Annotated in this window: 25 protein-coding genes; 15 read left to right on the top strand and 10 right to left on the bottom strand. The window is 64.4% G+C overall.

Going from position 1 to position 26,185, the window contains the following annotated elements; all coding sequences use genetic code 11:
• Positions 1-68: 68 nt before the first annotated feature.
• On the top strand, positions 69-857 hold the full coding sequence (locus tag QM588_RS19675; RefSeq protein WP_283315824.1) for an RsiV family protein: 789 nt from the start codon (positions 69-71) through the stop codon (positions 855-857).
• Positions 858-887: 30 nt separating this feature from the next.
• Positions 888-1,790 (top strand): alpha/beta fold hydrolase, encoded by a 903-nt coding sequence (locus tag QM588_RS19680; RefSeq protein ID WP_283315825.1) that lies wholly within the window; start codon positions 888-890, stop codon positions 1,788-1,790.
• Here the strand turns inward: QM588_RS19680 and QM588_RS19685 are convergent, their stop codons facing one another.
• The 4 genes from QM588_RS19685 to QM588_RS19700 all read right to left on the bottom strand — a co-directional run bounded on the left by QM588_RS19685 (position 1,791) and on the right by QM588_RS19700 (position 5,016).
• The gene (locus tag QM588_RS19685) at positions 1,791-2,114 is read right to left on the bottom strand and encodes a putative quinol monooxygenase (RefSeq protein ID WP_027498443.1); all 324 of its coding nucleotides are present in this window, start codon (positions 2,112-2,114) and stop codon (positions 1,791-1,793) included.
• A gap of 61 nt (positions 2,115-2,175) precedes the next feature.
• Complete coding sequence (locus QM588_RS19690) at positions 2,176-3,201, bottom strand: NAD(P)-dependent alcohol dehydrogenase (protein WP_283315920.1); 1,026 nt, start codon at positions 3,199-3,201, stop codon at positions 2,176-2,178.
• A 5-nt stretch (positions 3,202-3,206) separates the two neighbouring features.
• Positions 3,207-3,971, bottom strand: a complete 765-nt coding sequence (locus tag QM588_RS19695; protein WP_283315826.1) for an iron-sulfur cluster assembly protein — start codon at positions 3,969-3,971, stop codon at positions 3,207-3,209.
• 1 nt (position 3,972) lies between these two features.
• Complete coding sequence (locus QM588_RS19700) at positions 3,973-5,016, bottom strand: amidohydrolase family protein (RefSeq protein ID WP_283315827.1); 1,044 nt, start codon at positions 5,014-5,016, stop codon at positions 3,973-3,975.
• A gap of 150 nt (positions 5,017-5,166) precedes the next feature.
• Between QM588_RS19700 and QM588_RS19705 the strand changes: the two genes are divergently transcribed.
• Positions 5,167-6,633: a helix-turn-helix domain-containing protein gene (locus QM588_RS19705; RefSeq protein ID WP_283315828.1), complete on the top strand. Its 1,467-nt coding sequence runs from the start codon at positions 5,167-5,169 to the stop codon at positions 6,631-6,633.
• Between the two features lie 72 nt (positions 6,634-6,705).
• On the top strand, positions 6,706-7,653 hold the full coding sequence (gene ligD / locus QM588_RS19710; protein ID WP_283315829.1) for a non-homologous end-joining DNA ligase: 948 nt from the start codon (positions 6,706-6,708) through the stop codon (positions 7,651-7,653).
• 101 nt (positions 7,654-7,754) lie between these two features.
• On the opposite strand, the gene argG is transcribed toward ligD, so the two are convergent.
• Together argG and QM588_RS19720 are read right to left on the bottom strand one after the other, a co-directional pair.
• Positions 7,755-9,170 (bottom strand): argininosuccinate synthase, encoded by a 1,416-nt coding sequence (argG, locus tag QM588_RS19715; RefSeq protein WP_032365410.1) that lies wholly within the window; start codon positions 9,168-9,170, stop codon positions 7,755-7,757.
• 22 nt (positions 9,171-9,192) lie between these two features.
• Entirely contained in the window at positions 9,193-9,897 is a 705-nt protein-coding gene (locus QM588_RS19720) for a FadR/GntR family transcriptional regulator (protein WP_283315831.1), read from the bottom strand.
• A gap of 102 nt (positions 9,898-9,999) precedes the next feature.
• Between QM588_RS19720 and aspA the strand changes: the two genes are divergently transcribed.
• The 4 genes from aspA to QM588_RS19740 all read left to right on the top strand — a co-directional run bounded on the left by aspA (position 10,000) and on the right by QM588_RS19740 (position 14,188).
• A complete protein-coding gene (aspA, locus tag QM588_RS19725) occupies positions 10,000-11,439 on the top strand; it encodes an aspartate ammonia-lyase (RefSeq protein WP_027498436.1) in 1,440 nt (479 codons plus the stop codon).
• Between the two features lie 4 nt (positions 11,440-11,443).
• A complete protein-coding gene (locus QM588_RS19730) occupies positions 11,444-12,877 on the top strand; it encodes an amino acid permease (RefSeq protein WP_032399574.1) in 1,434 nt (477 codons plus the stop codon).
• On the top strand, positions 12,870-13,790 hold the full coding sequence (locus tag QM588_RS19735) for an asparaginase (RefSeq protein WP_283315833.1): 921 nt from the start codon (positions 12,870-12,872) through the stop codon (positions 13,788-13,790). Before QM588_RS19730 ends, QM588_RS19735 begins: the two co-directional genes overlap by 8 nt.
• A 77-nt stretch (positions 13,791-13,867) precedes the next feature.
• A complete protein-coding gene (locus QM588_RS19740; protein WP_283315835.1) occupies positions 13,868-14,188 on the top strand; it encodes a hypothetical protein in 321 nt (106 codons plus the stop codon).
• On the opposite strand, the gene QM588_RS19745 is transcribed toward QM588_RS19740, so the two are convergent.
• A complete protein-coding gene (locus QM588_RS19745) occupies positions 14,153-14,959 on the bottom strand; it encodes an MOSC domain-containing protein (RefSeq protein WP_283315837.1) in 807 nt (268 codons plus the stop codon). The genes QM588_RS19740 and QM588_RS19745 overlap by 36 nt on opposite strands.
• A gap of 21 nt (positions 14,960-14,980) precedes the next feature.
• Between QM588_RS19745 and QM588_RS19750 the strand changes: the two genes are divergently transcribed.
• Positions 14,981-15,553 carry an isochorismatase family protein gene (locus tag QM588_RS19750; protein ID WP_283315839.1) on the top strand — a complete coding sequence of 191 codons (573 nt, stop codon included), beginning with the start codon at positions 14,981-14,983 and terminating at the stop codon, positions 15,551-15,553.
• A gap of 26 nt (positions 15,554-15,579) precedes the next feature.
• Here QM588_RS19750 and QM588_RS19755 read toward each other — a convergent pair whose 3' ends face one another.
• Positions 15,580-16,182 carry a hypothetical protein gene (locus QM588_RS19755; protein WP_283315840.1) on the bottom strand — a complete coding sequence of 201 codons (603 nt, stop codon included), beginning with the start codon at positions 16,180-16,182 and terminating at the stop codon, positions 15,580-15,582.
• A 49-nt stretch (positions 16,183-16,231) separates the two neighbouring features.
• Here QM588_RS19755 and QM588_RS19760 point away from each other — a divergent pair, with 49 nt between their 5' ends.
• Together QM588_RS19760 and QM588_RS19765 are read left to right on the top strand one after the other, a co-directional pair.
• Positions 16,232-17,644, top strand: coding sequence for a glucose-6-phosphate dehydrogenase (locus QM588_RS19760; protein ID WP_283315841.1), 1,413 nt, complete (start codon positions 16,232-16,234; stop codon positions 17,642-17,644).
• A 162-nt stretch (positions 17,645-17,806) separates the two neighbouring features.
• Positions 17,807-17,962, top strand: coding sequence for a hypothetical protein (locus tag QM588_RS19765; protein WP_155288427.1), 156 nt, complete (start codon positions 17,807-17,809; stop codon positions 17,960-17,962).
• Between the two features lie 81 nt (positions 17,963-18,043).
• On the opposite strand, the gene QM588_RS19770 is transcribed toward QM588_RS19765, so the two are convergent.
• Entirely contained in the window at positions 18,044-18,250 is a 207-nt protein-coding gene (locus QM588_RS19770) for a PspC domain-containing protein (RefSeq protein WP_027498428.1), read from the bottom strand.
• Positions 18,251-18,519: 269 nt separating this feature from the next.
• Between QM588_RS19770 and ppk2 the strand changes: the two genes are divergently transcribed.
• From ppk2 to QM588_RS19785, 3 genes are all read left to right on the top strand, one after another.
• Positions 18,520-19,464, top strand: a complete 945-nt coding sequence (gene ppk2 / locus QM588_RS19775) for a polyphosphate kinase 2 (RefSeq protein ID WP_283315843.1) — start codon at positions 18,520-18,522, stop codon at positions 19,462-19,464.
• Between the two features lie 1,086 nt (positions 19,465-20,550).
• Positions 20,551-21,384, top strand: coding sequence for an alpha/beta hydrolase family protein (locus QM588_RS19780; protein WP_283315844.1), 834 nt, complete (start codon positions 20,551-20,553; stop codon positions 21,382-21,384).
• A 127-nt stretch (positions 21,385-21,511) separates the two neighbouring features.
• A complete protein-coding gene (locus tag QM588_RS19785) occupies positions 21,512-22,537 on the top strand; it encodes an alpha/beta hydrolase (protein WP_442972950.1) in 1,026 nt (341 codons plus the stop codon).
• 2 nt (positions 22,538-22,539) lie between these two features.
• Here QM588_RS19785 and QM588_RS19790 read toward each other — a convergent pair whose 3' ends face one another.
• On the bottom strand, positions 22,540-24,609 hold the full coding sequence (locus QM588_RS19790) for a prolyl oligopeptidase family serine peptidase (protein WP_283315849.1): 2,070 nt from the start codon (positions 24,607-24,609) through the stop codon (positions 22,540-22,542).
• A gap of 114 nt (positions 24,610-24,723) precedes the next feature.
• Here QM588_RS19790 and lpdA point away from each other — a divergent pair, with 114 nt between their 5' ends.
• The gene (gene lpdA / locus QM588_RS19795; RefSeq protein ID WP_283315852.1) at positions 24,724-26,139 is read left to right on the top strand and encodes a dihydrolipoyl dehydrogenase; all 1,416 of its coding nucleotides are present in this window, start codon (positions 24,724-24,726) and stop codon (positions 26,137-26,139) included.
• Positions 26,140-26,185: the final 46 nt, after the last annotated feature.

A 26,185-nucleotide genomic window follows, 5' to 3' on the forward strand; every position in this document is an offset into this window, starting at 1 on the left:
TCGCGGAGCTCCAGTTGCGGATCACCCGATTCGTGGTACCCGGTGCCGCGATGTGGTTAGGGTCGGGCATGACCCGTATCCGCTCGATGACGGTCGCACTCGCTCTGGCAGCGGCCCTCGCAGGCTGCTCCACCTCGGGAACTGCCACGCCGGCGTCGGCGCCGACCACAACCGATGTCACCGCCACCACCGAGCGCGCCGAGCCGACGTCTACAACGCCAACCACTACCTCGAGTGCTGCCGAGCCGTACGTTGTCGCCAGCACCCGGGTCACGGGATCAACCGTGCGTGCGACCTACGATGTCGCGATTCCGCAGCTCAGTGGCGGGAATCCCGCTGTGACGGCGGAGTTCAACGAGTCGATGCGCGCCGCGCTCCAGGATCAGATCGATGGTGACTACGGGAACGACTTCGCTCTCAGCGACGGCTACTCGACGGGTACGACCTACGTCGGGCGGCGCGTGATCAGTGCCGAACAGATCACCGATTGGATCGCCGTACCGCCCGGAGCGCACGGTAATTCACTGATTGCGACCGTGACCATCGACGCCGATACCGCACAGCCGATCACTCTCGGTGATGCCTTCATCGACCTCGATGTAGGCCTGTCTCGACTGTCCGAACGAGCAGCGGCAATTCTCCCGTCCACCCGCGCGGGCGCGAGCTTCGAGCGCTCGGGCATCGAGCCGACGGTGGCCAACTTCGGCAACTGGACGGCATCGCCGGAAGGGATGAACATCCACTTCGGGGACTACCAGGTCGGGGCGTACGGAATCGGGCTCATCACCATTTCCGTCCCGTGGTCCGATCTGTCCGACGTCCTCGCTCCCGGCATGCAGGACGTGCTGAGCAGCTGACCTTCGGCGCGACAATGCGAACATGGACCGATGATGATTCGCGCAGGGGTGCTGGATGTGTCGTTCGACCGCTTCGGTGATCCGGCGGGCCGCTCGGTGGTGCTGTTGCACGGATTTCCGTACGACACCAGGTCCTACGACGACGTTGCCAGGCTGCTCGCCGAGTCCGGTTACGACGTGGTGGTGCCCTACCTGCGCGGCTTCGGACCCACCCGGTTCGTCGACGCCGACACGATGCGCTCGGGTGAACAGGCTGCGATCGGCCACGACCTTCGTGAGCTGATCCTCGCGCTGGCACTGGACCGACCCATCGTCGCCGGCTACGACTGGGGTGGGCGAGCAGCGTGCGTCGTCGCCGCGCTGTGGCCGGAGCTGGTGTCGGGTCTGGTGAGTGTCTCCGGATATCTGGTGCAGGACATCGCCGCGGCAGTATCCACGCCCGTGCTGCCGCACCTCGAGAAGCGGTACTGGTACCAGTACTACCTGCACTCCGACCGGGGCCGCGCCGGGCTCGCGGCCTACCGCGCGGAGATCGCGCAGACACTGTGGACGGATTGGTCGCCGACCTGGAGATTCGGCGACTCCGAATTCGCCGCCACCGCACCCTCGTTCGACAACCCCGACTTCGTGGACGTATCCGTGCATTCCTACCGGCACCGATACGGTCTCGAGGGTGGGGACGCCGCCTACACAGCAGCGCAGGAGTTGCTGACTCAGCAGCCGAGGATCACGGTGCCCACGGTCGTGATCGATCCGACCGAGGACACCGTCGCCTCGTTGTACGGCCGCCCGGACCACGCGGCGCACTTCACCGACCTGATCGATGTTCGTCAGGTCGATTGCGGCCACAACCCGCCTCAGGAACTACCCGGGCAGTTCGCCGACGCCATTATGACGCTGGGCCAGGTGGTCCGGGATCGCGAAAGGGACTAGCTAGTCGACCGCGAGCTCGCCCAGTTCGTTCCAGTCGGTGCCGTCGACTTCCTGGCTGATGATCTTCGGTGTCTCCTGCAGGTACGGCGGGAGATCCTTCTGGGCCTGCTTGAAGTGATCCGAGTTCACGTGCGTAGCACCGGCATCCGGGTCCTTGAACGCCTCCACGAGGACGTACTCGGTGGGGTCGTCGAGGGTGCGCGACCAGAAGTACCAGAGGCACCCTTCCTCGGCCTGGCAGGCTTCGGTGAAATCGCGTGAGATCTCGGGCCAGTTGTCGGCGTGCTCGGGCTTGACCTTGAACTTGGCGGTGATGAAGATCAACGTTGCTCCCTGTGTTCGATGTGACCGTAGTCGGTGTGGTGCTGGGGGGTACTACCCGATTTCACGGTACGAGAATCGCGCGACCGCGAACCCGTCCGTTGTCGAGGTCGTCGATGGCGCTCTGGAAGTCGTCCAGTGCGTAGGTCTGCGTGTGCAGGTTGACGGCACCGCGTGCGGCGAGGGACATCAGGTCGCACAGGTCGTTGTAGGACCCGACGAGATTGCCGACGATGTTCTTCTCCGCCGACACCAGGTCGATGGTCGGCACGTCGACGTTCTCGCCGTACCCGATGACGTGATAGTCGCCGGCCCGTCTGGTCATCATCAATCCCTCTGCGGTGGAACCGTTCTCGCCGACGAAGTCGAGTACCACCTCGGCGCCGAAGCCGCCGGTGAGTTCCATGACCTGGTCGACCTGACTGCCGTCCGCGACCACCGCATGGTCGGCCCCCAAGGTGAGCGCGAGTTTCACGGCGTCGGCATTGCGGTCGATGACGATGAGCTCCGCGGGCGACAGTGCCTCCAGAACCTGGATGCCGATGTGGCCGAGGCCGCCCGCTCCGATGACGACGCACTTGTCTCTCGGTGTCAGACGCCGGGCCGCCTTCGCGGCCGCGTGGTACGCCGTCAAACCTGCGTCGGCCAGCGCAGCCACCGCGGACGGTTCGAGTGAATCGTCGATCTTGACGACGGTTCGCGCATTGGTCCGTAGGTAATCTGCGTACCCACCGTTCGTGTCGATGCCGGGGAAATCGCTCGTCTCGCAATGCACATCGTCACCGGACCGGCAGGCCCGGCACAACCCACACGTCACGAGTGGATGCAGAATCACCTTGTCGCCCTCGCGCACGTTGGTGACGGCCGATCCGACGGCGTGCACCCAGCCCGCGTTCTCGTGTCCGATGGTGTACGGCAGTGTGACGCCCGACTTTTCGGCCCACTGGCCTTCGAGGATGTGCAAATCGGTACGGCACACGCCTGCGCCGCCGATCCTGACGATGACGTCGAGAGGGCCTCGAACCTCGGGAATCGGTACCTCGGTCATCTCCAGATTCTTGTGATAGCCGACGACCTGGACTGCGCGCATCGTGCTCATGAAGAATGCTCCTGTGTAGTAAATGTGGTGAGTGGGATGAACGCGCCTTCTGAGCGAGGTACCTGCTGTTCCTCCGCTCCGGGGTAGCGGGTCTGCAGTAATCCGCGGCAGAAGTGCGCGTTGCCGTCGATCGAGACGCGGGTGGCGCGGGCTCGCCGCATCACCATCGTCAGGTCGCCGGCGTGTGGACGACCCGCATGATCGACCAGTGCCGGTGCGGCAGTGTCGGTCCGCAGGCCCAGTGACTCGCGTCGACGCAGCAATGCCGTCGTCGTGCGGTTGTCCGGTAGGTCGCCGAGAGTTACCACTGCGAGGTCGAGCTCACTGGCCTCGGGGTTCGCCTTCAGCCACGCGTTCAGTGATCGTTCCATCGCTGCCACATAGGCCTTGCGACGGAACGTCGCTCGTAGTTCGTCGAGATCCTCCTCGGCCTCGTGTCCGAAGGTGCCGCGGTAGCCGGCGTCGGCGGCGAGGCCGGCATTGATCTTGTCCGAGTCGTGGTGATCGTCGAGTTCGACGAGAACGTGCTCGGTCCACGGCAACGCCGTCAGCACGTCCTTGGAGTCTCCCGCCATCAGATACGCGAAGTTCGGCGAACAGAAAGACGTCGGCAGTCGAAGATGAACGTGGACGGTGCCCTCGTCGACCTCGAGGGACCGGACGAACCCGAGATCGGTGATGGGCTCGTCCAATTCGGGATCCAGGACGACGTCGAGAGCGCGGTACGCCTCGTCCTTCCTGGTGGTCACAGCAGTGGTCATCTCACACCGCCGCGAGGTCGGCGCGCTCGGGCTGACGCGGTCCGGTCTCGGTTTCGTCGGCGTCGGGCAGCTGCAGTTCGGCGGGCACCGGGATGTCGTACATCTTCGCGGCGTTCAACCCGAGCACCTTCTTCTTCTGCTCGAGCGTGATCGGCGCGTACTCGTCCAGTGACTCGTGGATCTGGAAGTCGACGAATCCTTCGACCAACCACTTGGGCGTCCACAGCGCGTAGTCCGAGGAGAAGAAGATGCGGTCCTCGCCCAGCCAGTAGAGCAGCTCACCCATGATCTGACCGAAGTACTTCGGACGCGTGTGCATGAACGGGATCGCCACGGCGAGGCCTGCGTACACGTTGGGTTCCTGGGTGGCGATCCAGCAGAAGTCTTCGAGTCGTGGCAGTCCGCAATGCTCCACGACGAAGTTCAGATCGGTGAAGTCGGTGGCCACGTGGTCGACGTCAGCAACGTCGAATGCATCGCGATCGAGCGGACGGATGGTCGGTCCCTTGTGTACGTGGATGTTCTTGATACCGACCTCGCGGCACACCTCGAGGTAGCGCCGCGTCCAGTCGTCGTCGAGCTTGTAGCCGCGAGAATCGCCGTGCCACTCGGCGGTGTACAGCTTGACGCCTTTCAATCCGAAGCGTTCTGCATCTGCACGCAGCTGATCGAGGCCACGTTCGCCGTTGCGCGGGTCGAAGTGATGGTTGTAGGTGAGCTTGTCCGGGTGAGCCGCCGCGAGCGCGGATGCCTCCTCGGTCTGCCCGAAGCCGGATTTGTAGAACTCGCCCAGGTGAGCGGGCTGGAAGATGGCGTGATCGACGTATCCGATATCGAACAGGTCGTGCATCAGGCGCTCGCCGCCCTGGTAGAGGTACTCGTCGTACGTCCACAGCTCGCTCTCGGGAGAAAGGTTGCGGTGATAGTCGTAGAAGCAGTCGATGAACTGCTTGCCGTGGATATTGCGTTGGTTCTCCTGCCGCGCATCCCAGAGTGCGACGTGGGCGTCCACGATGAAGTAGTTCTCGCCGTTCTTGCTGTACATGCCTGACCTCCAGAAGTTGTGCGTGACGTGCGTCACAAACGATCTGTTCTCGACGGTAGGCGCGGACGCGGCTCGATGACGTGGGGCGATGTCTCAATTCGAGACACTGGTGGCGAATGCATGGCAACCAGCGAATGTAACCTGGATCACATGGCAGATTCCGAGGGTCTCGTCCGGGCCCGCATGCATTCGGAGCCCCTCGCTGCCGTCTCACATCGGTTGCTCGCGTCCTGGCATCGAAGCCAGGAGTTCGGAGTGCCGCTCGAGGACGTCGCACCCGCATTCTCGGGTACCTACGACGGCGAATCGCTGTTCTATCGATGTGGGCGCGAGGTGCTCGACGGACTGCGCGATACGTTGGCCAACGAGCCGGTGTCGATGATGCTCACCGATGCGGACGGGCTGGTGCTCGATCGGGTGAGCGCGGATCGTGAGTTGTTGGCCGCGCTCGACCGTGTGCATCTTGCCCCCGGCTTCTCGTACGGCGAGAACCAGGCGGGCACCAATGGCCTGGCCCTCGCGCTCGCCGATCGAGTGCCCGCAGTGGTCCGCGCGTCGGAGCATTATTCGTTCTCGCTCACCGGGTACACGTGCGCGGCGGCCCCGGTTCTGAACCCCATGACCGGCGCCGTCGAGGGTTGCGTCAACTTCACCACGTGGTCGGAATCGTCGACGGATCTTCTTCTGGCCCTTGCTCAATCTGCAGCAGGCAACACGGCCGCGATGATGCTCGCACGAGCACAGGGGCAGCATGCGCGTCCGGCACCACGTGGGACGGTCTTCCGCGTCGAAGCGTCGTCGGGTCGGCCGGGTGCGGGCAGCGTCCCGACGCTGTCGACGCGGTGGAATCAGGCTCTCGCGTCCTCCGAAACAGCTCTGAGCCAACATGATTCGGTCTTGTTGGTGGGGGAACCGGGAACCGGACGTGCCACGATTCTGGCCCGAGCGCTCCGTACCATCCGCCCACGGGGTCGAATTCTCAGTGCCGGAGTTCCGGCGGCACGAGACGTCGATGCCTGGCTGGACCTGTGGACGCCCGAGCTGCCCAAGCCGGACACCGCAGTCATCGTCCGAGACGTGGACCGGCTTCCGGCGCGAGGGGCAGACGCGTTGGCGGAACTGATCTCTCGTGTCGGTGACGGCGTGCCCGTCACCCTGACGGCCTCCGATTACGACGCTGTTCCCGCTGCCCTGGCGCAGTTGGTGCGTTCGGTCGTCGAGGTCCCGCCGCTACGCGATCGGCCCGAGGACATCGCTCCGCTCGCTCGGCATCTGGCGTTACGGGCACGTGGACGCGAGGTCAGCCTGACCGGGGACGCCGAACGAGCCCTCGTCGGATATTCGTGGCCGGGAAACGTCACCGAGCTGGCGACGGTGATGCACGAGGCGGCTGTGCGAGCCGACGTCGTCGGCGTCGATCATCTGCCGCCCGAGGTGCTTTCGCGAACCACGCAACGTCTGACGCGAATCGAGACCTTCGAACGAGACGAGATGATTCGAGTGCTCAGCCGGCCCGGCATCACGATGAATCAGGCGGGCGAGGAACTGGGAATGAGTCGAGCCACGATCTACCGCAAGCGAGACCGCTACGGCATCACGCTGCGTTCCCACGCGTAGCTTCGGCGGACCTGCGAGAAAATCTCCGACTTCCGAGCGCGCGCGGCCGCGGGTACCCCTAGTGTCGCTGGTATGGCATCTCCGGCAATAGAACTCGAGGTGGGCACGCGCACGGTGCGCATCTCCAACCCCGATCGGGTGTACTTCCCCGAGAGCGGTGCCACGAAGTTGGATCTGGTGAACTACTACCTGAGCGTCGGCGACGGCATCGTCCGCGCGTTGCGCGAACGGCCGTGCATGATGCATCGCTTCCCCAAGGGCCTCGCCGGAGACAAGGTGCACCAGAAGCGGGTGCCGCACGGAGCGCCGCCGTGGTTGGAGACCGTCGAGGTGACGTTTCCTCGCTACAACCGCACCGCGGACGAGCTGTGCGTGACCGAATTGGCGCACGTGGCGTGGGCGGTACAGATGTCGACGGTGGAGTTCCATCCGTGGAACTCGCGCCGCGCCGACGTCGAGATGCCCGACGAATGGCGCATCGACCTCGATCCGATGCCCGACTGCCCCTTCGATCGGGTCCAACGCGTCGCCGGCGTGGTGCAGGACGTTCTGGGAGATCTCGGTGCTGTCGGCTGGCCCAAGACCTCGGGCGGTCACGGTCTGCACATCTACGTTCGCATCGACCCCGCGCACGGCTTCAAGGATTTACGAAGGGCTGCACTGGCATTCGCGCGGGAGGTGGAGCGACGCGCGCCCGAGGACGTGACGACGACGTGGTGGCGCAAGGATCGAGACCCGTCGAAGTTGTTCGTCGATTACAACCAGAATGCGCGCGACCACACGATCGCCAGCGCCTATTCGGTGCGGGGAAACCCGGAAGCCACTGTGTCGACGCCCATTTCGTGGGCCGAGGTGCCCGACGTCGATCCACGCGAGTTCACGATCTTCACGGTGCCGGCCAGATTCGCCGAACTGGGCGACCTACATGCCGGTATCGACGACGCGGTGTTCGCAATCGACGAGCTACTCGAATGGGCGGAACGCGACGAGCATCAAGGCCTGACGGAGCCCGAGGAGTAGCCGAACTCGAAGTTATGGACGGAAATCGGCAGAAATCCGTCCATAACTTCGAGTTCGGCAGCAGGAGTGGAGCCTGCGGAACGATCCAGTTGGGCAGGGCCCTAGTCGGTGCCGGACTCGATTGCGGCGTGGTCGAGGGCTGCGGAGTCCACGGAGTTCTCGGCGCTGCTGGCGGCGATGGCGTCGGCTCCACCGGGGGCGAGTTCGCCGATAAGGTCGCCCCAGGCGGTCAGCTGATTCTGAGCGGCGTACTGCTCGAGTTTGCTGCGTGAATCGGCGATGTCGAGGTTGCGCATCGTCAACTGGCCGATGCGGTCGCCGGGGAAGAAGGCCTGCCCCTGGCTACGCTCCATCGACAGTTTCTCGGGGTGGTAGCTGAAGTTGCTGCCCTGGGTGTCGACGATCGTGAAGTCCTGACCGCGGCGCAGGCGAACCGTCACGCTGCCGGTGACGACGTTGCCGACCCAGCGCTGCAGGCCCTCGCGCAGCATGAGCGCCTGCGGATCGAACCAGCGGCCCTCGTAGAGCAGGCGTCCGAGTCGGCGGCCCTCGTTGTGGTACGACGCGATGGTGTCCTCGTTGTGGACGGCGTTGACCAGTCGCTCGTAGGTGATGTGCAGCAGGGCCATGCCCGGGGCCTCGTAGATGCCGCGACTCTTGGCCTCGATGATTCGGTTCTCGATCTGGTCGGACATGCCGAGTCCGTGGCGCCCGCCGATGGCGTTGGCTTCCATCACCAGGTCGACGGCACTGTCGAAGGACTTGCCGTTGATGCGGACGGGCCGGCCTCGCTCGAACTCGACGGTGACGTCCTCGGCTGCGATCTCGACCTCGGGGTCCCAGAATCGGACACCCATGATGGGCGAGACGATTTCGAGGGAGGTGTCGAGGTATTCGAGGCGCTTCGCCTCGTGGGTGGCGCCCCAGATGTTGGCGTCGGTGGAGTACGCCTTCTCCGCCGAGTCACGGTAGGGGAGGGTGCGCTGGGTGAGCCACTGCGACATTTCGTGCCTGCCGCCGAGCTCGGCGACGAATGCCTCGTCGAGCCACGGCTTGTAGATGCGCAACTCGGGGTTGGCGAGCAGGCCGTAGCGGTAGAACCGCTCGATGTCGTTGCCCTTGTACGTAGAGCCGTCGCCCCAGATGGAGACGCCGTCTTCCTGCATCGCGCGCACGAGCAGCGTGCCGGTCACCGCGCGGCCGAGGGGAGTGGTGTTGAAGTACGTCTGCAGCGACGATCGGATGTGGAACGCGCCGCAGGTCAGTGCCGCGAGGCCTTCCTCGACCAGCGGTTCGCGGCAGTCGATCAGCCGGGCCTGCTCGGCACCGTACGCAAGGCCGCGGGCGGGTACGTCGGACAGATCCGGCTCGTCGTACTGGCCGATGTCGGCGGTGTAGGCAAACGGGATCGCGCCGTGCTCGCGCATCCAGGCCACCGCTACCGAGGTGTCGAGACCACCGGAGAATGCAATGCCGATTCGTTCACCGACCGGGAGGGAGTTCAGTACCTTCGTCACGGCCAGCAGCTTAGTCGTACGGTCAGCTGGGCCGATCGGCGAGCGACTCCACTGCACCACGGACGGCATCGAGGTGGGCGGTCATGGCGCGGGCCGCTGCGTCGTACTCGCCGGATCGGATACCGGCGACGATGGCGTCGTGTTCGACGTTGGACTGCTGCTGCCGGTGTGCGACGAGGTTCAACGTTTCGGACTGCCGCGTCAAGGCGTCCCGGATGTCGACGACGATCGACTCGAACACGCGGTTCCGGCTGGCCCGCGCGATCGCGGTGTGGAACTGCGCGTCCAACAGGACCCAGGCCTCGTGGTCGTCCTCGGAACGCATCTCGTCGGCCAAGCCGGAGAGAATCGCCAACTCGTCGTCGGTGCGTCGTTCGGCTGCCCACCCGGCTGCGGGTACCTCGACGTGGGGGCGGGCCTCCATGAGTTCGCGGGCCTCGTAGTTGCCGATGTCGAGGTCGCTACCCACGCGATCACGGACGACGAAGGTGCCGAGGCCCGTCTTGGTCTCGGTCAGGCCGAGGGCGTGGCACGAGCGCAGCGCCTCGCGGATGACGGAACGACTGACGCTGTGCCTCGCGGCCAGCGCCGCCTCGGACGGCAGCTTCTGCCCGACGGGGAGCTTCCCCGACGAGATCGCGGCACGCAGGTCGGCGAAGACAGCCTCGGCGGCGCTCATGCGGGCATTTGTGGGCGCACTGACTGCCCAGCTGTCCGACAGGTTCATGCAGTGATCCTATCCCGGGGTTGACCGACGAGGTGTTCTGCGCCACACTCTACCTGTCAGACAGCCGGACAGCTGGACACCCCTTGAAGGAGCGCACCCACCGTGGCCGATACCCGCATCGAGAAAGACCTTCTCGGCGAACGCGAGATTCCGATGACCGTCTACTGGGGGATTCATACCCTGCGTGCGCTGGAGAACTTTCCCATCACGGGTCGACCGATCTCCACCAACGCGCACCTCGTCCGCGGGCTCGCAGCCGTGAAGTGGGCGGCCGCGGCGGCAAATCAGGATCTCGGAATTCTCGACGCCACCCGCGGGGAAGCGATCCGGGCCGCGTGCCAGGAAATTCTCGACGGCCAGTGGCACGAGCAGTTCGTCGTCGACGTCATTCAGGGCGGCGCGGGTACGTCGACCAACATGAACGCCAACGAGGTCATCGCCAATCGTGCCCTGGAAATCCTCGGCCACGCGCACGGTGACTACTCGATGCTGCACCCCAACGAGCATGTGAATGCCTCGCAGTCCACCAACGACGTGTATCCGACGTCGGTGAACATCGCGACCATCTTCGCCGTGCACGAGCTGATCGCATCGATGAAGGTTCTGCGAGATTCGTTCTCCCGCAAAGCAAGCGAGTTCGCCACCGTCGTCAAGATGGGCCGCACCCAGCTGCAGGACGCGGTGCCGATGACGCTCGGCCAGGAGTTCGGCACCTACGCGATCATGATCGACGAGGACTGCTCACGGCTCGAAGAGGCAGCGTTGCTGGTGCACGAGATCAACCTCGGGGCCACGGCCATCGGTACCGGCCTCAACGCTCCTGCCGGATACACCGAGTCTGCCGTCGCGCACCTGCGCACCATCACCGGCTTGCCGTTGGTCACCGCAACGGATCTGATCGAGGCAACCCAGGACGTCGGTCAGTTCGTGCACCTGTCCGGTGTGCTCAAGCGCGTCGCAGTGAAACTGTCGAAGATCTGCAACGACCTCCGACTGCTGTCCTCCGGGCCGCGCGCGGGCTTCAACGAGATCAATCTGCCTCCGATGCAGGCGGGTTCGTCGATCATGCCCGGCAAGGTCAACCCCGTCATACCCGAGGTTCTCAATCAGGTTGCCTACGAGGTGATCGGCCACGACGTCACCATCACGATGGCCGCCGAGGCAGGGCAGTTGCAGCTCAACGCTTTCGAGCCGATCATCGTCAAATCCCTGTCCGACGGTATGGCGCACCTGAGTGCGGCGTGTCGCACCGTCGCGCATCGGTGCGTCGACGGCATCACCGCGAACGTCGATCTGCTGCGTGAGCGGGTGGAGAACTCCATCGGTCTGGTCACTGCGCTCAGCCCGTATCTCGGGTACGTGGAGTCGACGGCCATTGCGCAGGAAGCGCTGGTCACCGGCCGCAATGTCGTCGATCTGGTGCTCGAGAAGGGTCTGCTGGCTCGAGAAGAGCTGGATCGACTGCTGAGCCCCGAGCATCTCGCGAACCTGCGGGTGGCTCCCACCGAGCATTCCGTTGCTCCCGAGACGTCGACGAGGTAATGCGATGAGCACCGAGAACCCGACCCAGAAGCAGGCCTTCAGCGAAGAGGAGCTGGGGTATCGAAAAGAGCTGGCCCCGCGCCAGATTCAGATGATCGCCATCGGCGGCGCGATCGGCACCGGCCTGTTCATGGGTGCCGGTGGGCGACTGCGCGACGCCGGGCCCGCGTTGGTTCTGGTCTACGCACTGTGCGGATTCTTCGCATTCTTGATCCTGCGCGCACTGGGTGAGCTGGTGATGCACCGCCCGTCGTCCGGATCGTTCGTCTCGTACTCCCGCGAGTTCTTCGGTGAGAAGGTCGCTTTCGCGGCTGGGTGGTTGTACTGGATGAACTGGGCGATGACGGCCGTCGTGGACGTGACGGCAGTGGCGCTGTACATGAACTTCTTCAAGAAGTACTGGGCACCGCTGGGCAACGTCGATCAATGGGTGTTCGCGCTGGCCGGACTGGTGTTGGTCTTGGGTCTGAACCTGGTGTCGGTCAAGGTGTTCGGTGAGCTCGAGTTCTGGTTCGCACTCATCAAGGTCGTGGCCCTGGTGACGTTCCTCGCGATCGGCACCTACTACGTCATCTTCGGCACCCCCATCGACGGTCAGGCTCCGGGTCTGAGCGTCCTCACCGACAACGGCGGTCTCATCCCCAACGGACTGCTTCCGGCGATCGTCGTGATCCAGGGCGTCGTATTCGCTTATGCCTCGATCGAATTGGTCGGTACCGCCGCCGGAGAGACGCAGAACCCCGAGAAGGTCATCCCCAAGGCGATCAACACCGTCATCGTCCGCATCGTCGTCTTCTACGTCGGCTCGGTGCTCCTGCTCTCGCTGTTGCTTCCCTACACGGCGTATCAGGCCGGTGAGAGCCCGTTCGTCACATTCTTCGGAGCGATCGACGTCGAGGGTGCCGACGCGATCATGAACCTCGTCGTGCTCACCGCAGCACTGTCGTCTCTCAACGCCGGGCTGTACTCCACCGGACGCATCCTGCACTCGATGGCGGTCGCCGGTTCGGCACCGAAGTTCGCGGCCCGCATGAACAAGCAGGGAGTTCCGTACGGCGGCATCGCATTGACGTCGGTGGTGACGTTGCTCGGCGTCGTCCTCAACGCAGTGGTCCCGGCGCAGGCGTTCGAGATCGTGCTGAACCTCGCCGCGCTCGGCATCATCAGCGCGTGGGCCGTCATCGTGGCGTGCCAGCTCAAGTTCTGGTCGCTGTCGAAGACGGGTGCGGTCACCCGGCCTGCGTTCCGGTTGTTCGGTGCCCCGTACACCGGCTACGCAACGCTAGGCTTTCTGGCTTGTGTACTGGTGCTGATGGCCTTCGACAAACCCGTCGGTACGTGGACCGTCGCGTCCATCCTGCTCATCGCGCCGATGTTGATCGCCGGATGGTACATGTGCCGCAACAGAATTCGAGAGGTAGCCGCCCGTAATGACTGAGGAGTGGAGCCTGCCGAAACGACCCGACAGTGCTGAGTTCGTCGCGTTGTTGACTACAGGTGGGACGATCGCCAGTAGTCGCGACGAGCACGGGGTTTCGCGGCCGGTCGCAGGCGTGGGCGTCGAGATGGACGGCGTGTCGGTGCGCGAGGTGATGTCGAAGGACAGTTCCGCCCTGAACTTCGCCGATCTCGATGCCATTCGCACTGCCGTGGTCGACGCTCTGTCAGAGGACGGCTGCGCCGGAGTGGTGGTGTTGCACGGCACCGACACCATGGAGGAGTCGGCGCTCTACGTCGACCTGTTCCACGACGACGCCCGTGCAGTGGTGTTCACCGGGGCTCAACGTACTGCCGATCATCCGGACCCGGACGGTCCGCGCAACATCGCAGCAGCGGTAGCGGCCGCGTGGTCCGAGCGGGGGGTGCTGATTGCGTTCGGCGGACGAGTACTGCCGGCCCGCGGGGCGATCAAGAAGCACACCTCCGAGCTCGACGCGTTCCGATCGGCCGCGTTGCCGCGACCGAAACCGTTGCTGTGGAGGCCCATTGCGGGGATCCGAGTGGACATCGTCGCGCTGTATCCCGGCGCGGACGGGGTACAGATCGACGCCTGCCGCGAAGCAGGGGCGTCGGGCATCGTGCTCGAGGCGCTGGGCTCGGGTAACACCAACGCCCTGGTGGTGCACGCGGTGAAAGAGGCTGTCGCCGCCGGGGTGCACGTGGTCGTCACGACGCGGGTGCCGTTCGGCGAGACCTCGCCGACGTACGGCGGCGGAGGCGGTGGCCACGATCTGCTCGACGCCGGTGCGGTGTTCTCGCGGGAACTGCGAGCGGGGCAGGCGCGCATCCAGCTGGCGGCGCTCGTTGCCACCGGAGCGAGTGACGTGGTGGTCCACAATTCGTTCGCCTAGGCGGGATCCCGACTGCGGAGCCGAATAGTGGACACTCAGCGCACCACACCCGCGCTATGCCGTTACTCTAGGTAACAATGGGCACCGTCGAGATCGAGTTCGCTCCGCATTGGGTGAATGCGTCGTTGGTGCGCACGCTGGCGCGGCCGTTCGTCACGATCGACGGCGTGGAGCATCGCCAGTCGTGGGCAGAGCCGTCGACCTACGAGCTGGCACCTGGCCGCCACGAGCTGACGGCCTTCATTCGGTACCGCGGCACGAACGCTGCGCTGGGAACCGGCCGGCGAACGGTGACTGTGCAAGCAGGAGAGCAGGTTTCGCTGCGCGCGCGTAACGGGTGGGCGAATCACATGCCGTTCGAGCTAGAGCTCCGACACTCCCCAACTCTCGACGCGTAGTTCGTCCCCGATCGAGACGGTTCCTTCCTCGACCACCGAGAACTTCGAGCCGAAGGCGACGCCCTTCTGTCGGGCCCGGCGGTAGGTGCCGAGAGTGCGCAGGGGTTCCGGTCCGGTGCGAACACCGGTTGTCTGCTCGACGGTGGTGACGGCGCAGCGGATCGCCAGCTTCGTGTACGCCAATCGTGCGTCGCCGATCGAGATGTCGCGTACCTCGTCCTCGACATGAGCGTCCCGCGAGCCGTCGACGACGATGTTGGGCCGAAATCGGTCTATCGGCAGCGGGGTGTCGAGGCGGGAATTGAGCCCGGCCAGCGTGGCGGTCGAGAGGATGTGCACGGCGGCGCTGTCGGCGAAGTGGGCTGAGCCGGGGCGGATTCCGTCGGTGATGCGGCCGTGATCGCGGGGCGCGGCGACGAGGCGTGAGGGCTCGCCGATGACGTCGGTGAGCCAGGCGGCGATGTCGTCGCCCTGGTCGATGCCGCGCAGCGGCTTGCCGAACATGGTGACCTCGCGGTCCGCGGATTCACGATCGACGACGGCGGTGACGCTTCCTGCGTTCTCGTGGCGCAGTGTCAGTGAACCGTCTTCCACCGAGCAGCGAACGACGGCCAGTACGGGATCGGTGCGTTGGCTGCGGAACGAGCCGTCCGAGTCGACGATCATGAACGCTCGGTCGTGTTCGAGACCGGCTGTACTCACCCGGGCCGAGTCCAGTGCCGTACCGGCACATCCTTTGACGGGATAGGTCACCAGAGACGACACGCGCACCTGTCGAGGATACTGGGACACATGACTCGTGCTCTGTTGGTAGTCGATGTTCAGAACGATTTCACCGAGGGCGGTGCCCTGGCCGTGGTCGGCGGTGGGGAGGTGGCGCGCCGGATCAGTGCGTACCTCGCCCGGAGCGGCGACGACTACGACCTCGTGGTGTCCTCACGCGACTGGCACGACGGTGACAGCGACAACGGTGGACATTTCGCCACCGACGCCGCTCCGGACTTCGTCACCACGTGGCCGGTGCACTGCGTCGCGGGCACGGTCGGCGCGGAGTATCACCCGGATTACCGAACCGGCAGCGTCGACGTGCATGTCTACAAGGGGCAGGGAAGACCGTCGTACTCGGCGTTCGAAGGCGTCACCGAGGACGGAACACCCCTGTCCGAGATCCTGACCGCCAACGAGGTGACGGCCGTCGACGTCGTCGGTCTCGCCACCGATTACTGCGTCCTGGCGTCGGCGAAAGATGCAGTGGCACAGCACCTGGACGTTCGGGTTCTCACCGATCTGGTGGCCGGGGTCGCTCCCGAGACCGCCGCAGCAGCTCTCGAGGAACTCCGCGAAGTCGGAGCAGCAGTGGTGTGAGAGCAGTGATGTGAAACAGCAGTGGTCTAAGAGTCGATCGTGGTGGTGATGGAGGTGACCGACGGTGCCGCGGGGGTGCTGCCGAAACCGAATGTCACCGGGGGAGTGACGGGCGTCAGCGAGCCGAGGTCCTCTCCCCGCCAGGACGCGACGACGTCGACGACGCGGTGCTGGTGCCTGGCTCCGTAGTATTCGCGCCGGCCTCCGCCTGCGCTGCCGCGAGTGCGCACTCCGCGCAGTATCACTCGGGCGATGGGGTCGCTGATCGTACAGAACCAGGGTGCGGTGGACACTGCGTCGGGGACGAGGCTCAGGGCACGGCCGAGAACCGTCGGTCCGGCGACTCGAATGCGTACCGACAGATCCCCGGCGACGACGGATCGCCACCCGTCGGGCTGTTCCGAGAAGGCGACCGGTACCAGCTCGGTGGAATCGAACGAGTATGTGGCCGTGACGAATTCACGTACCGCCTCGCTCGGTGCCACGAGTAGGCGTCGACCGTCCGCGAACTGGATCATCACATCGGTGAATTCGCCGAGGGGCGAACGCGTCCAGTGTCCGACGACGATGCGCACTCCCGACGTCGTACCTACCCCGTAGATCTCTCCGTGAAACCGTGATCTGGTCATCTTCGTGCACTCTCACCTAGGTAGCGCTATGCGGTGCATAGTGGAGGTCATGGCGTCCTCGCAACCCACTGTATTCGTCCTGTTCGGCGCGACCGGAGACCTCGCGAAGCGAATGGTTCTGCCGTCGTTCTACCAACTCCACGTCGAAGGCCTGCTGCCGGAGAAATGGATCCTGATCGGTAACGGTCGTAAGGATTCGTCCGACGACGAGTTCCGCGACCACGTGAAAGATGTGCTCGACGAGTTCGCCGAGAACGTCGCCGACGACGATTGGTCGGCGTTCTCGAAGCGAATCCGATTCGCGGGCAACGGCTTCACCGTCGACGATCCCGGCACCCTTCCCGACGTCGTCGCCGATGCCAAGAAAGAGATCGGTGACGACGCCCAGCTGGTGCACTACATTGCGCTGCCGCCGAGCACGTTCGTCGATTACACCGAGGCGTTGGGAGCGCACGATCTTGCCGAGGGTTCCCGCGTGGTCTACGAGAAGCCCTTCGGCACCTCACAGAGCAACTTCGAAGAACTCGACAAAGCCGTGCACAAGGTCGTCGACGAAGAGCAGGTCTATCGCATCGACCACTTCCTGGGCAAGGAGGCGACGCAGAACCTGCACGTGTTGCGCTTCGCGAACGGCATGATCAGCGGCATCTGGAATCGCGAGCACGTGGCCCAGGTACAGATCGACGTCCCCGAGACGCTCGACATCGACGACCGTGCCGAGTTCTACGACGAGACCGGTGCCGTGCTGGACATGCTCGTCACCCACTTGTTCCAGGTTGCCGCGGAGGTGGCGATGGAGCCGCCTGCGTCGTTGAAGGCCGAAGACCTGCAGTCGGCTCGCGAAACGGTGATCGGGCAGTTCCGTCCACTCGACACCGACGAGGTGGTTCTGGGGCAGTACGACGGTTACCGTGACGTCGACGGGGTGGCCGAGGATTCGACGGTCGACACGTTCGTCGCGGCCAAGTTGTGGGTGGACACCGACCGCTGGCGCGGAGTTCCGTTCCTGCTCCGCACCGGAAAGATGTTGGGGGTGAGCAACCAGCGCGTCTCGCTGGTGTTCCGCAAGCCCGCCGATAGTCCACTGTCGACGCTGCCCGAAGACGGCGCGGTGCTCTCGTTCGACCTGTCCGGTGACGGCAGCATCGATATCGCCATGACGGTCAAGGAACCGGGACCGGATTTCGACCTGTCCGTCGGACATCTGTCGTTGCCGCTGAAATCGGTGCCCGATGCGGAGCCGCTGAGCCCGTACTCCCGCCTGATCCTCGACGTACTGAACGGAGACCGATCGCTGTTCACCAGACCCGACGGCTTGGCCCACGTGTGGGAGGTGGCGGCGCCGCTGTTGAACGATCCCCCTGCCGTGAAGAACTACGCGCCGGGCTCGATGGGGCCGGCGGAAGCCGACGATCTGGCTGCGCCCTGCGGTTGGTTGATCACTGGGAAAACCGAGGACTGATCACCGGAAAAGCGAAGAACTGGGTCGGCTTTCGAGCCCCGAAACAGCCGGTGGGTCCTTTTTGTCCGAAACGATGGAATGGATCGCGTCGAGAACGTTATGTTCCTGTGGCCTGGTCACCCTCCGACTCGGGCCACGACGCGTCTTTCGAAAGGTCTACCCATGCTCCTCGATCTCCTCACCGGCCTCCTGCCCATCCTCGGCGGCGGCGAAGACGGTGGCATCACCGGACCCATCACCGGTGGCCTCACCGATGGTCTCGGTGAACTTCTCGACGGACTGCTCGGTGGAAGCACCGGCAGCTTCGGCTCCAGCTAGACCCCGAGCCGGCAACGCCGACGGCAAGGCCCCGCTCCTCCCACCGGCGAGGATGCGGGGCCTTCCTGCGGTCTCGGGAGATCACGGGCGGCGCGGCATCAGCATCAGTGCCGCCAGGTAGATCAGCACGACTGTGCCACCGCTCAGCACCGCACCGGCGACGGTGGCGACGCGAACGAGGTTGACGTCCCAACCGAAGTAGTCGGCTATACCGCCGCAGACGCCTCCGATCATCTTCTGCGAGTTGGACAGGGTGAATTCTCTGGGGGAATTGCTCTCGAAGGTCATGTGAGAAGTCTGCGTCGTCGACGCCTGTCTTCACATCGGGGCTTTCACCCATATCGACCCGGAGAATCGAACGTTCGAGAAACCGAGTTCGGTGACGTTTACGACGCAGACGCTCGACCTGTTGTCGGCGCAAGGATTACGGTCGGACGTGTCGGTCGCTTCCGGTCCGTCCCCCTTGCAGACCGGAAGTGTGTCCGATGTGTCCGAACGCGCGCGGTGTTCACCGAATCGCCATGGACCGGTCACCGATGAGCACTAACTTTCGGCGCATGACCGACTTCGATCTCCGCAACGGCGTGGCTGCACGCAAGAATCTCAGCGACGTGCTGGACATCACGACCGCCGTGGATCTTGCCGACACTTCGGGGTTCGTCGTCGACGACTCCGACGACGACGACCCGGTGCTGCTGACGGTCCCGGGCGGTCACGTCGTCGACACGTGGCGTGAGAACTACCCCTACGACGAACGTATGACCCGCGCCGAGTACGAACTCGAGAAGCGACTGCTGCAAATCGAACTGCTCAAGCTGCAGATGTGGTCGAAGGACACCGGACGACGCCACGTCATCATCTTCGAGGGGCGCGACGCCGCCGGTAAGGGCGGCACGATCAAGCGGTTCATGGAGCACCTCAACCCCCGCGGCGCACGTGTCGTCGCGTTGGAGAAGCCGTCGGTACGGGAGTCGACGGAGTGGTATTTCCAGCGGTACATCGGGCATCTGCCTGCGGCCGGCGAGATCGTGATGTTCGACAGGTCCTGGTACAACCGTGCCGGAGTCGAACGGGTCATGGGATTCTGCACCGAGGAGCAGCACGCCCAGTTCGTCCGGCAGGCACCGTTGTTCGAGCAGATGTTGGTGGACGAGGGCATCAGCTTGACCAAGTTCTGGTTCTCGGTGTCACAGCACGAGCAGCGCACTCGCTTCGCGATCCGGCAGGTGGATCCGGTACGGCAGTGGAAACTGTCGCCGATGGACCTTGCGTCACTGGACAAGTGGGATGCGTACACCGCTGCGAAGGAAGAGAACTTCCGTGCCACCGATACCGACGTAGCACCGTGGACCGTGGTGAAGAGCAACGACAAGAAGCGCGCGCGGATCAACGCGATGCGGTTCGTGCTCAACAAGTTCGACTATGCCAACAAGGACTCCGAGATCGTGGGCGAAACAGACCCGTTGCTCGTGGGTCGCGCGAAAGACGTCCTCGGAGAATAATTCTGGGCTACGAACCGGGGCCTGCTCGGTGAACGTCTTGCGTCACTTCGGCATCCGAGCCGCGAGTTCGTGCCGCGTTGTGCACCGCGCCGGTAGTTGCGGTAGGAAAGTGGTAGGCCGTATTACCTACGGCTGTACGAAGAGACGAGCATCAGGAGTTCTCATGGGTTCAGCTGCGCAGTTCATCACCGACATTGCAACCGGAGTCTACGACGGCATCGTCGACGCGATCGTCGAGCAGATCGTCGGCGTGCTGACGTCGGGTAGCGCCGCGTAATTCGTCGGTGTTCGAGTCGCGGTCGCTGTCGGGGGCGGCCGCGACTTTCGGCTTCGTGACCGTTTTGTGACAGCTCACCAAGATTTCTGACTTTTCGATGCAAATGCGTGTACGAAACGTTATCCGTTCGGGTAGAAATCTTCATGCAGAGGTAATCGAGTGACGACCGTCACGTTCGATCTGCACATCCCTCGAACAACAAGGAGTCTGTCGCATGTCCGCTGAACTCGGTGACCTCTTGGCAATCTTCATCCAGCTCTTCTCGGGTATCAGTTCTTCCTCCGACTGACATCCCTGGCTCCGCGCCGTAGGCCTCGGCCTGGACGGCCGACCGGAGCCGAATCGATGAACCGTAAGGCTCGCGACGCCGCGTCGGCGGCCAATCCCCCTCTCTCGAAGGAGTTTTGATGGAATTTCTCTCGCTGTTGCTGCAGTTGCTCGCTGTCGGCAGCTCCGAAGGAACAGGTTCGGTCGTCAACATCCCCGGTACGCTTCCCAGCTGAGCCGGTATCCGAAAGCCGGGCCCGACATACCGTCGGGCCCGGCTTTCGTGATTCGAAGGGTCATTCGTTCGGCCGAAATATCCTCCAGCGGTCGATGATTCGCCGCCGATCGGGTAGACCTGAGCCTCATCGTCGATGCGCTCGGTATCGACGGTATGTCGAGGGGGCACCATGCTCGAGTCCATAGTCGGGTTCATCAACAGTCAACTGTTCTGGTTCAGCTGGTCGACCGGTAGCTACCACCCGATCATCCTGTGAGGTAGTGCGCTCGGGGAGGCGCGGCCGCACCCGTCATAGGGTGGGCCGATGCAGACGGTTCCGATTCAGATGCCCGACGGTTCGACGGTGCCGGTGACGCTGTTCCCGGGCGAGGGCCGGGACGATGCGCCCGTCATCGTCGTTCTCCCGGGTCTCGGCATCCCCGGTGGCTACTATCGGCTGTTTGCCGAAGCGCTCGTCGCACGCGGATTCCATGCTGCGATCGGCGATCTTCGGGGTCAGGGGGACAGTAAGCCGAAGCCGAGTTCGTCGAGCAGGTACGGATATCAGGAACTGGTCTCGGTCGACTTTCCGGCGATCTTCGAGGTGGTACGCGAGCAGTTCCCCGCCGCAACCCCGTATCTGCTGGGCCACAGTATGGGCGGACAGCTGGGCGCGATGTACGCCGCCCGAATTCGCGGCAGGCTCGGTGGCTTGATCCTGGTGGCATCCGGATCGCCGTACCACCGCGGTTTCGGCACCACTCGCGGGGTCCCGCTCTACTTCGGTGCGGCGGCGATGGCGATCACCAGCAACATCGCCGGTTTCTGGCCGGGGGACCGCATCGGGATCGGCGGATTCGGCCGTCAGTCACGAGTGTTGATCGACGACTGGTCGAGGTTCGCCCGAACAGGCTCGATCGAGCCGGCCGGTGCCGACATCGACTACGAGGAACGGATGGGCCGGCTGACCCTACCGGTGCTGGCCGTGACCATCGAGGGCGACGATCTGGCACCCAAGGGTTCGATGGAGAATCTGACGGCCAAGCTTGCCCACGCCGACATCACCACCGAGCACATCGACGAGCCGCTGGGCCACAACGGGTGGATTCGCAATCCCACGGCGGTAGCGGACGTGGTCGAGCGGTGGATGCACCGATGACACAACCCCGTGCCGAACGATACGGTCGTTTGGATTAATTCATGCGATAAGTTCCAACTCCGCGCCCGTTCTGGTGTACAACGCTATTGACTCAACTTCTGTTCTGCCGAAGATAGCGAGCACGTATATGAACGGCCTGGGGGCTACAGCTCGTCGGATCGGTAGGGGTGTGCTCGTGGCCGCGTGTATCGCTGCGTCGGCCTCGCAGGGCGCGGCCCTCGCCGCGCCCGCCGCGGACACCGCGTCGACGTCGTACGTGGTGCGTACGGAGGAGACCGACGCCGTCGCCATGACGGCGTTCGTGCATTCGGCCGCGATGGATCGAACCATCCCGCTGAAGATTCTTCGCTCTCCGGACCGCGTGCAGCCGAGCCCCACCGTGTACCTGCTCAACGGCGCGGGCGGTGGGGTGGACGGTATGGACTGGTACACCCAGACCGATGTCGTGTCGTTCTTCGCGGACAAGAACGTCAATGTCGTCACTCCCGTCGGCGGTGCCTACTCCTACTACACGGACTGGCAGCACGGTGATCGCGTGCTCGGTCGAAACAAGTGGGAGACCTTCCTGACCCGCGAGCTGCCTCCCCTCATCGATCGGCTGCTGAAGACCAACGGACGCAACGTCATTGCCGGGATCTCGATGGCCGCGACGTCGGTGCTCAATCTGGCGGCGCACAACCCCGGTCTCTTCCGGGCGGTCGGTTCCTACAGCGGCTGCGCCTCGACCACCGATCCGTTGGGCCGCGCGTACGTCAAGACCGTCGTGTCGTTGGCGCTCGGAGCCGACGTGAAGAACATGTGGGGCCCGGACGACGACCCCGACTGGGTGCGCAACGACGCCGTCGTCAACGCCGACAAGTTGCGCGGCACCGCGCTCTACATCTCCAACGGCAGTGGCCTGGCGGGGGCATCGGACACCTTCGACGGAACCAACCCCAACGGCCCCGGTTTCGTGCTGCTGAACCAGATGGTGGTGGGCGGTGCCATCGAGGTCGCCACCGGCGACTGCACCCGTCGACTGAAGAGCGCGCTCGAAAAGCTGGATATTCCAGCCCATTTCGAGCTACGAGAGCGTGGGACGCACTCGTGGGGATACTGGCAGGACGATCTCCACAATTCCTGGCCGATGTTCGAGCAGGCTCTGGCCGACTGACATCACCGGCTCTCGAGGTGCCGCCACAGAAACTCGTACGTCAGTGCGGTCTTGAAGGCCAGCTGAGCATTGTCCGACGCGCCGCCGTGGCCGCCCTCGATGTTCTCGTAGTAGCTCACGTCCTGGCCGAGCTCGGCCAGGAGAGCAGCCATCTTGCGGGCGTGTCCGGGATGGACTCGATCGTCTCGGGTGGACGTGGCGATGAGTATCGGTGGGTACTTCCGCTCGGACGCGGCCACGACGTTCTGGTACGGGGAGTACTGCGAGATGAACTCCCATTCGGCGGGGTCGTCGGGGTTGCCGTACTCGGCCACCCAGGACGCTCCCGCGAGCAACAGGTGGTACCGCTTCATGTCCAGTAGCGGGACCTGACATACCAACGCCCCGAACAGTTCCGGGTACTTCGTGACCATGATGCCCATCAGCAGGCCACCGTTGCTGCCGCCCTGGGCGGCCAAGCGATCGGCGGTGGTGATCCCTCGGGCCACCAGATCGCGGGCGACCGCGGCGAAGTCCTCGTGCACGAGATGCCGGCCCGCCCGCAACACCTGGGTGTGCCAGGACGGTCCGTACTCGCCGCCGCCACGGACGTTGGCGACGACGTAGGTGCCTCCTCGCTCGAGCCAGGTTCGACCCATCGCGCCGCTGTAGCCGGGCGTCATCGAGATCTCGAAGCCGCCGTAGCCGTACAACAGAGTCGGGCCGGGTCCTGCGTCGCCGCGTCGGACGACGAAGTAGGGGATCGCGGTGCCGTCGTCCGACCGCGCGAAGAACTGCTGCACTGTCATGCCGTCCGCGTCGAAGAAAGCGGGAGCCTGCTTGAGTACCTCGAGCGCGCCGCCGACCGTGCCGACCAGCAGCGTCGCCGGGGTGAGGTAACCCGAGGAGGTGAGGAAGAATTCGTCCCCGTTCTCTTCGGCGTCCGTGCCGATGATCTCGGTCGAGGCCAACTCCGACAGCCCGTCGACGGTGGTCGTGTCCCACTCCGTCGTGCGCGTTTTGCGCCCCTCCAGGTACGCAGAACGCGCACGAGGGGTGAGCACACGCAGGCGAGTGCGGACATCCTGCAGCGTCACCAGCAGCAGGTGGTTCTCGGTCCAGGCGTACTGATGCAGGGATGTGTGCTCGTCGGGAGTGAACAGAACCGTCAGAGATGCTGTGCCGCTCATGAATTCGTCGAAGTCGGCCGCGAGCAGAGCGCCCGCCGGATGGGTGACACCGTCGAAGGTCCACTCGGTCATCGTCCGAACCAGCAGCCAGTTCTCGTGGACCGAGGTCGATGCGTCCGTCGGCGTCGGAATGCGGGTCACCGCCGTACCGTCGAGCACGTAGGTCTCGGAGTTGTAGAAGTCGGTGGACCGCTGCACGAAGTCACGCTCGAACCCGGGCGTGCGGTCGTGCCATGCGGAGATCGAGATGTCCTGGGATTCGCCCTCGTAGACGGTCTCCGCGTCGGCGAGCGCGGTGCCGCGTCGCCACCGCTTGGTGATCCGCGGGTAGCCGGACTGGGTCAGTGAACCGTCCCCGAAATCGGTGCCGACGAACACGGTGTCGGCGTCGATCCAGCCGATGTCGGTCTTGGCCTCGGGCAGCGCGAAACCGCCGTCCTCCGCAGCGCGGAACGTGCGGGAGTCGAGATCGAATTCGCGTACCACCGTCGCGTCGGCACCGCCGCGGGACAGTGTGACCAAGGCGCGCAGCTGGTCGGGGCGCAGCACCTGGGCACCGCCCCACACCCAGTTCTCGCCCTCGTCGGCGGCCAGGGCATCGAGATCGAGCAGAACGTCCCACGCGGGTTCGTCCTTGCGGTACTCGTCCATCGTGGTGCGTCGCCACACCCCGCGGATGTGCTCGGCGTCGCGCCAGAAGTTGTAGAGGAACTGCCCGCGCCTGCGTGCGTACGGGATCCGCGCATCGGTGTCGAGAATTTCGCGTACACCCGCCACGGTGGCGTCGAAACGCTCTCCTGCCAGCGCCTCGATCGTCACCTCGTTCTTCTCGCGCACCCACGCGAGTGCGTCGTCGCCGGTGACGTCTTCGAGCCAGAGGTACGGGTCGTCCGAGAAAGCCATGGCACAGTTCTAGCAGCACACGTGCGGTCGAGTGCACGACGCGTGCGAGGCTACCCGCTGGTAACGAAGACCAGGTCGAGACAGTGTCGGAGGGCACGACTACGCTGGGGACTCGTGACCTCACACTATGACGTCGTTGTCCTCGGAGCCGGTCCCGGTGGGTACGTCGCTGCTATCCGCGCGGCACAACTCGGACTCAGCACTGCCATCATCGAGAAGAAGTACTGGGGCGGTGTGTGCCTGAACGTCGGCTGCATCCCCTCCAAGGCCCTTCTCCGTAACGCCGAGCTGGCGCACCTCTTCACCAAAGAGGCGAAGCTGTTCGGTATCTCGGGTGAAGCGTCCTTCGACTTCGGCGCGGCGTTCGACCGCAGCCGCAAGGTTGCCGACGGACGCGTCAAGGGCATTCACTTCTTGATGAAGAAGAACAAGATCCCCGAGTACGACGGTCAGGGCACGTTCACCGATGCCAACACCATCGAGGTCGAACTGACCAAGGGTGGCACCGAGACGATCACGTTCGACAACGCGATCATTGCGACCGGCAGCACCACCAAGCTGCTCCCGGGAACCGAGCTCAGCGAGAACGTCGTCACGTACGAAGAGCAGATCATGACCAAGGATCTGCCGGGCTCGATCCTCATCGTCGGCGCGGGCGCCATCGGTATGGAATTCGGGTACGTCCTGAAGAACTACGGAGTCGACGTCACCATCGTCGAGTTCCTCGATCGCGCGCTCCCCAACGAGGACAAGGACGTCTCGAAGGAGATCGAGAAGCAGTACAAGAAGCTCGGCGTCAAGGTCATCACCGGCGCAGGTGTGCAGAGCATCGACGACGACGGCTCCAAGGTCACCGTCGAGATCAAGCACAACAAGTCCGGTGAGAGCGAGACCTTCACCGTCGACAAGGTGATGCAGTCCGTCGGATTCGCTCCCCGCGTCGAAGGATTCGGCCTCGAGAAGACCGGCGTCGAGCTCACCGATCGCGGTGCCATCGGCATCACGAACACGATGCAGACCAACGTTCCGCACATCTACGCCATCGGCGACGTCACCGCCAAGCTCCAGCTCGCCCACGTGGCGGAGGCGCAGGCAGTCGTCGCTGCCGAAACCATCGGCGGCGCAGAGACATTGCCGATCGACGATTACCGGATGATGCCGCGCGCGACGTTCTGCCAGCCGCAGGTCGCCAGCTTCGGTCTGACCGAGGACCAGGCCCGCGAAGAAGCGCAGGCCCGTGGATCCGACATCAAGGTCGCGAACTTCCCGTTCGCCGCCAATGGCAAGGCGCACGGCCTCGGCGACGCGACGGGCTTCGTCAAGCTCATCGCCGACACCGAGCACGGCGAGCTGCTCGGTGGCCACCTCATCGGACCGGATGTCTCGGAGCTGCTGCCGGAACTGACCCTGGCCCAGAAGTGGGACCTGACGGTCAACGAGCTGGCCCGCAACGTGCACACGCACCCGACACTGTCGGAGGCACTGCAGGAAGCGATCCACGGCCTCGCAGGCCACATGATCAACTTCTGATCTCAGCCGTAGAACGACGAACGGCGGCGACCACTTCGGTGGTCGC

The organism is Rhodococcus sp. IEGM 1354 (genome assembly GCF_030056855.1).
In the GTDB taxonomy this organism is placed as follows: Bacteria; Actinomycetota; Actinomycetes; order Mycobacteriales; family Mycobacteriaceae; genus Rhodococcoides.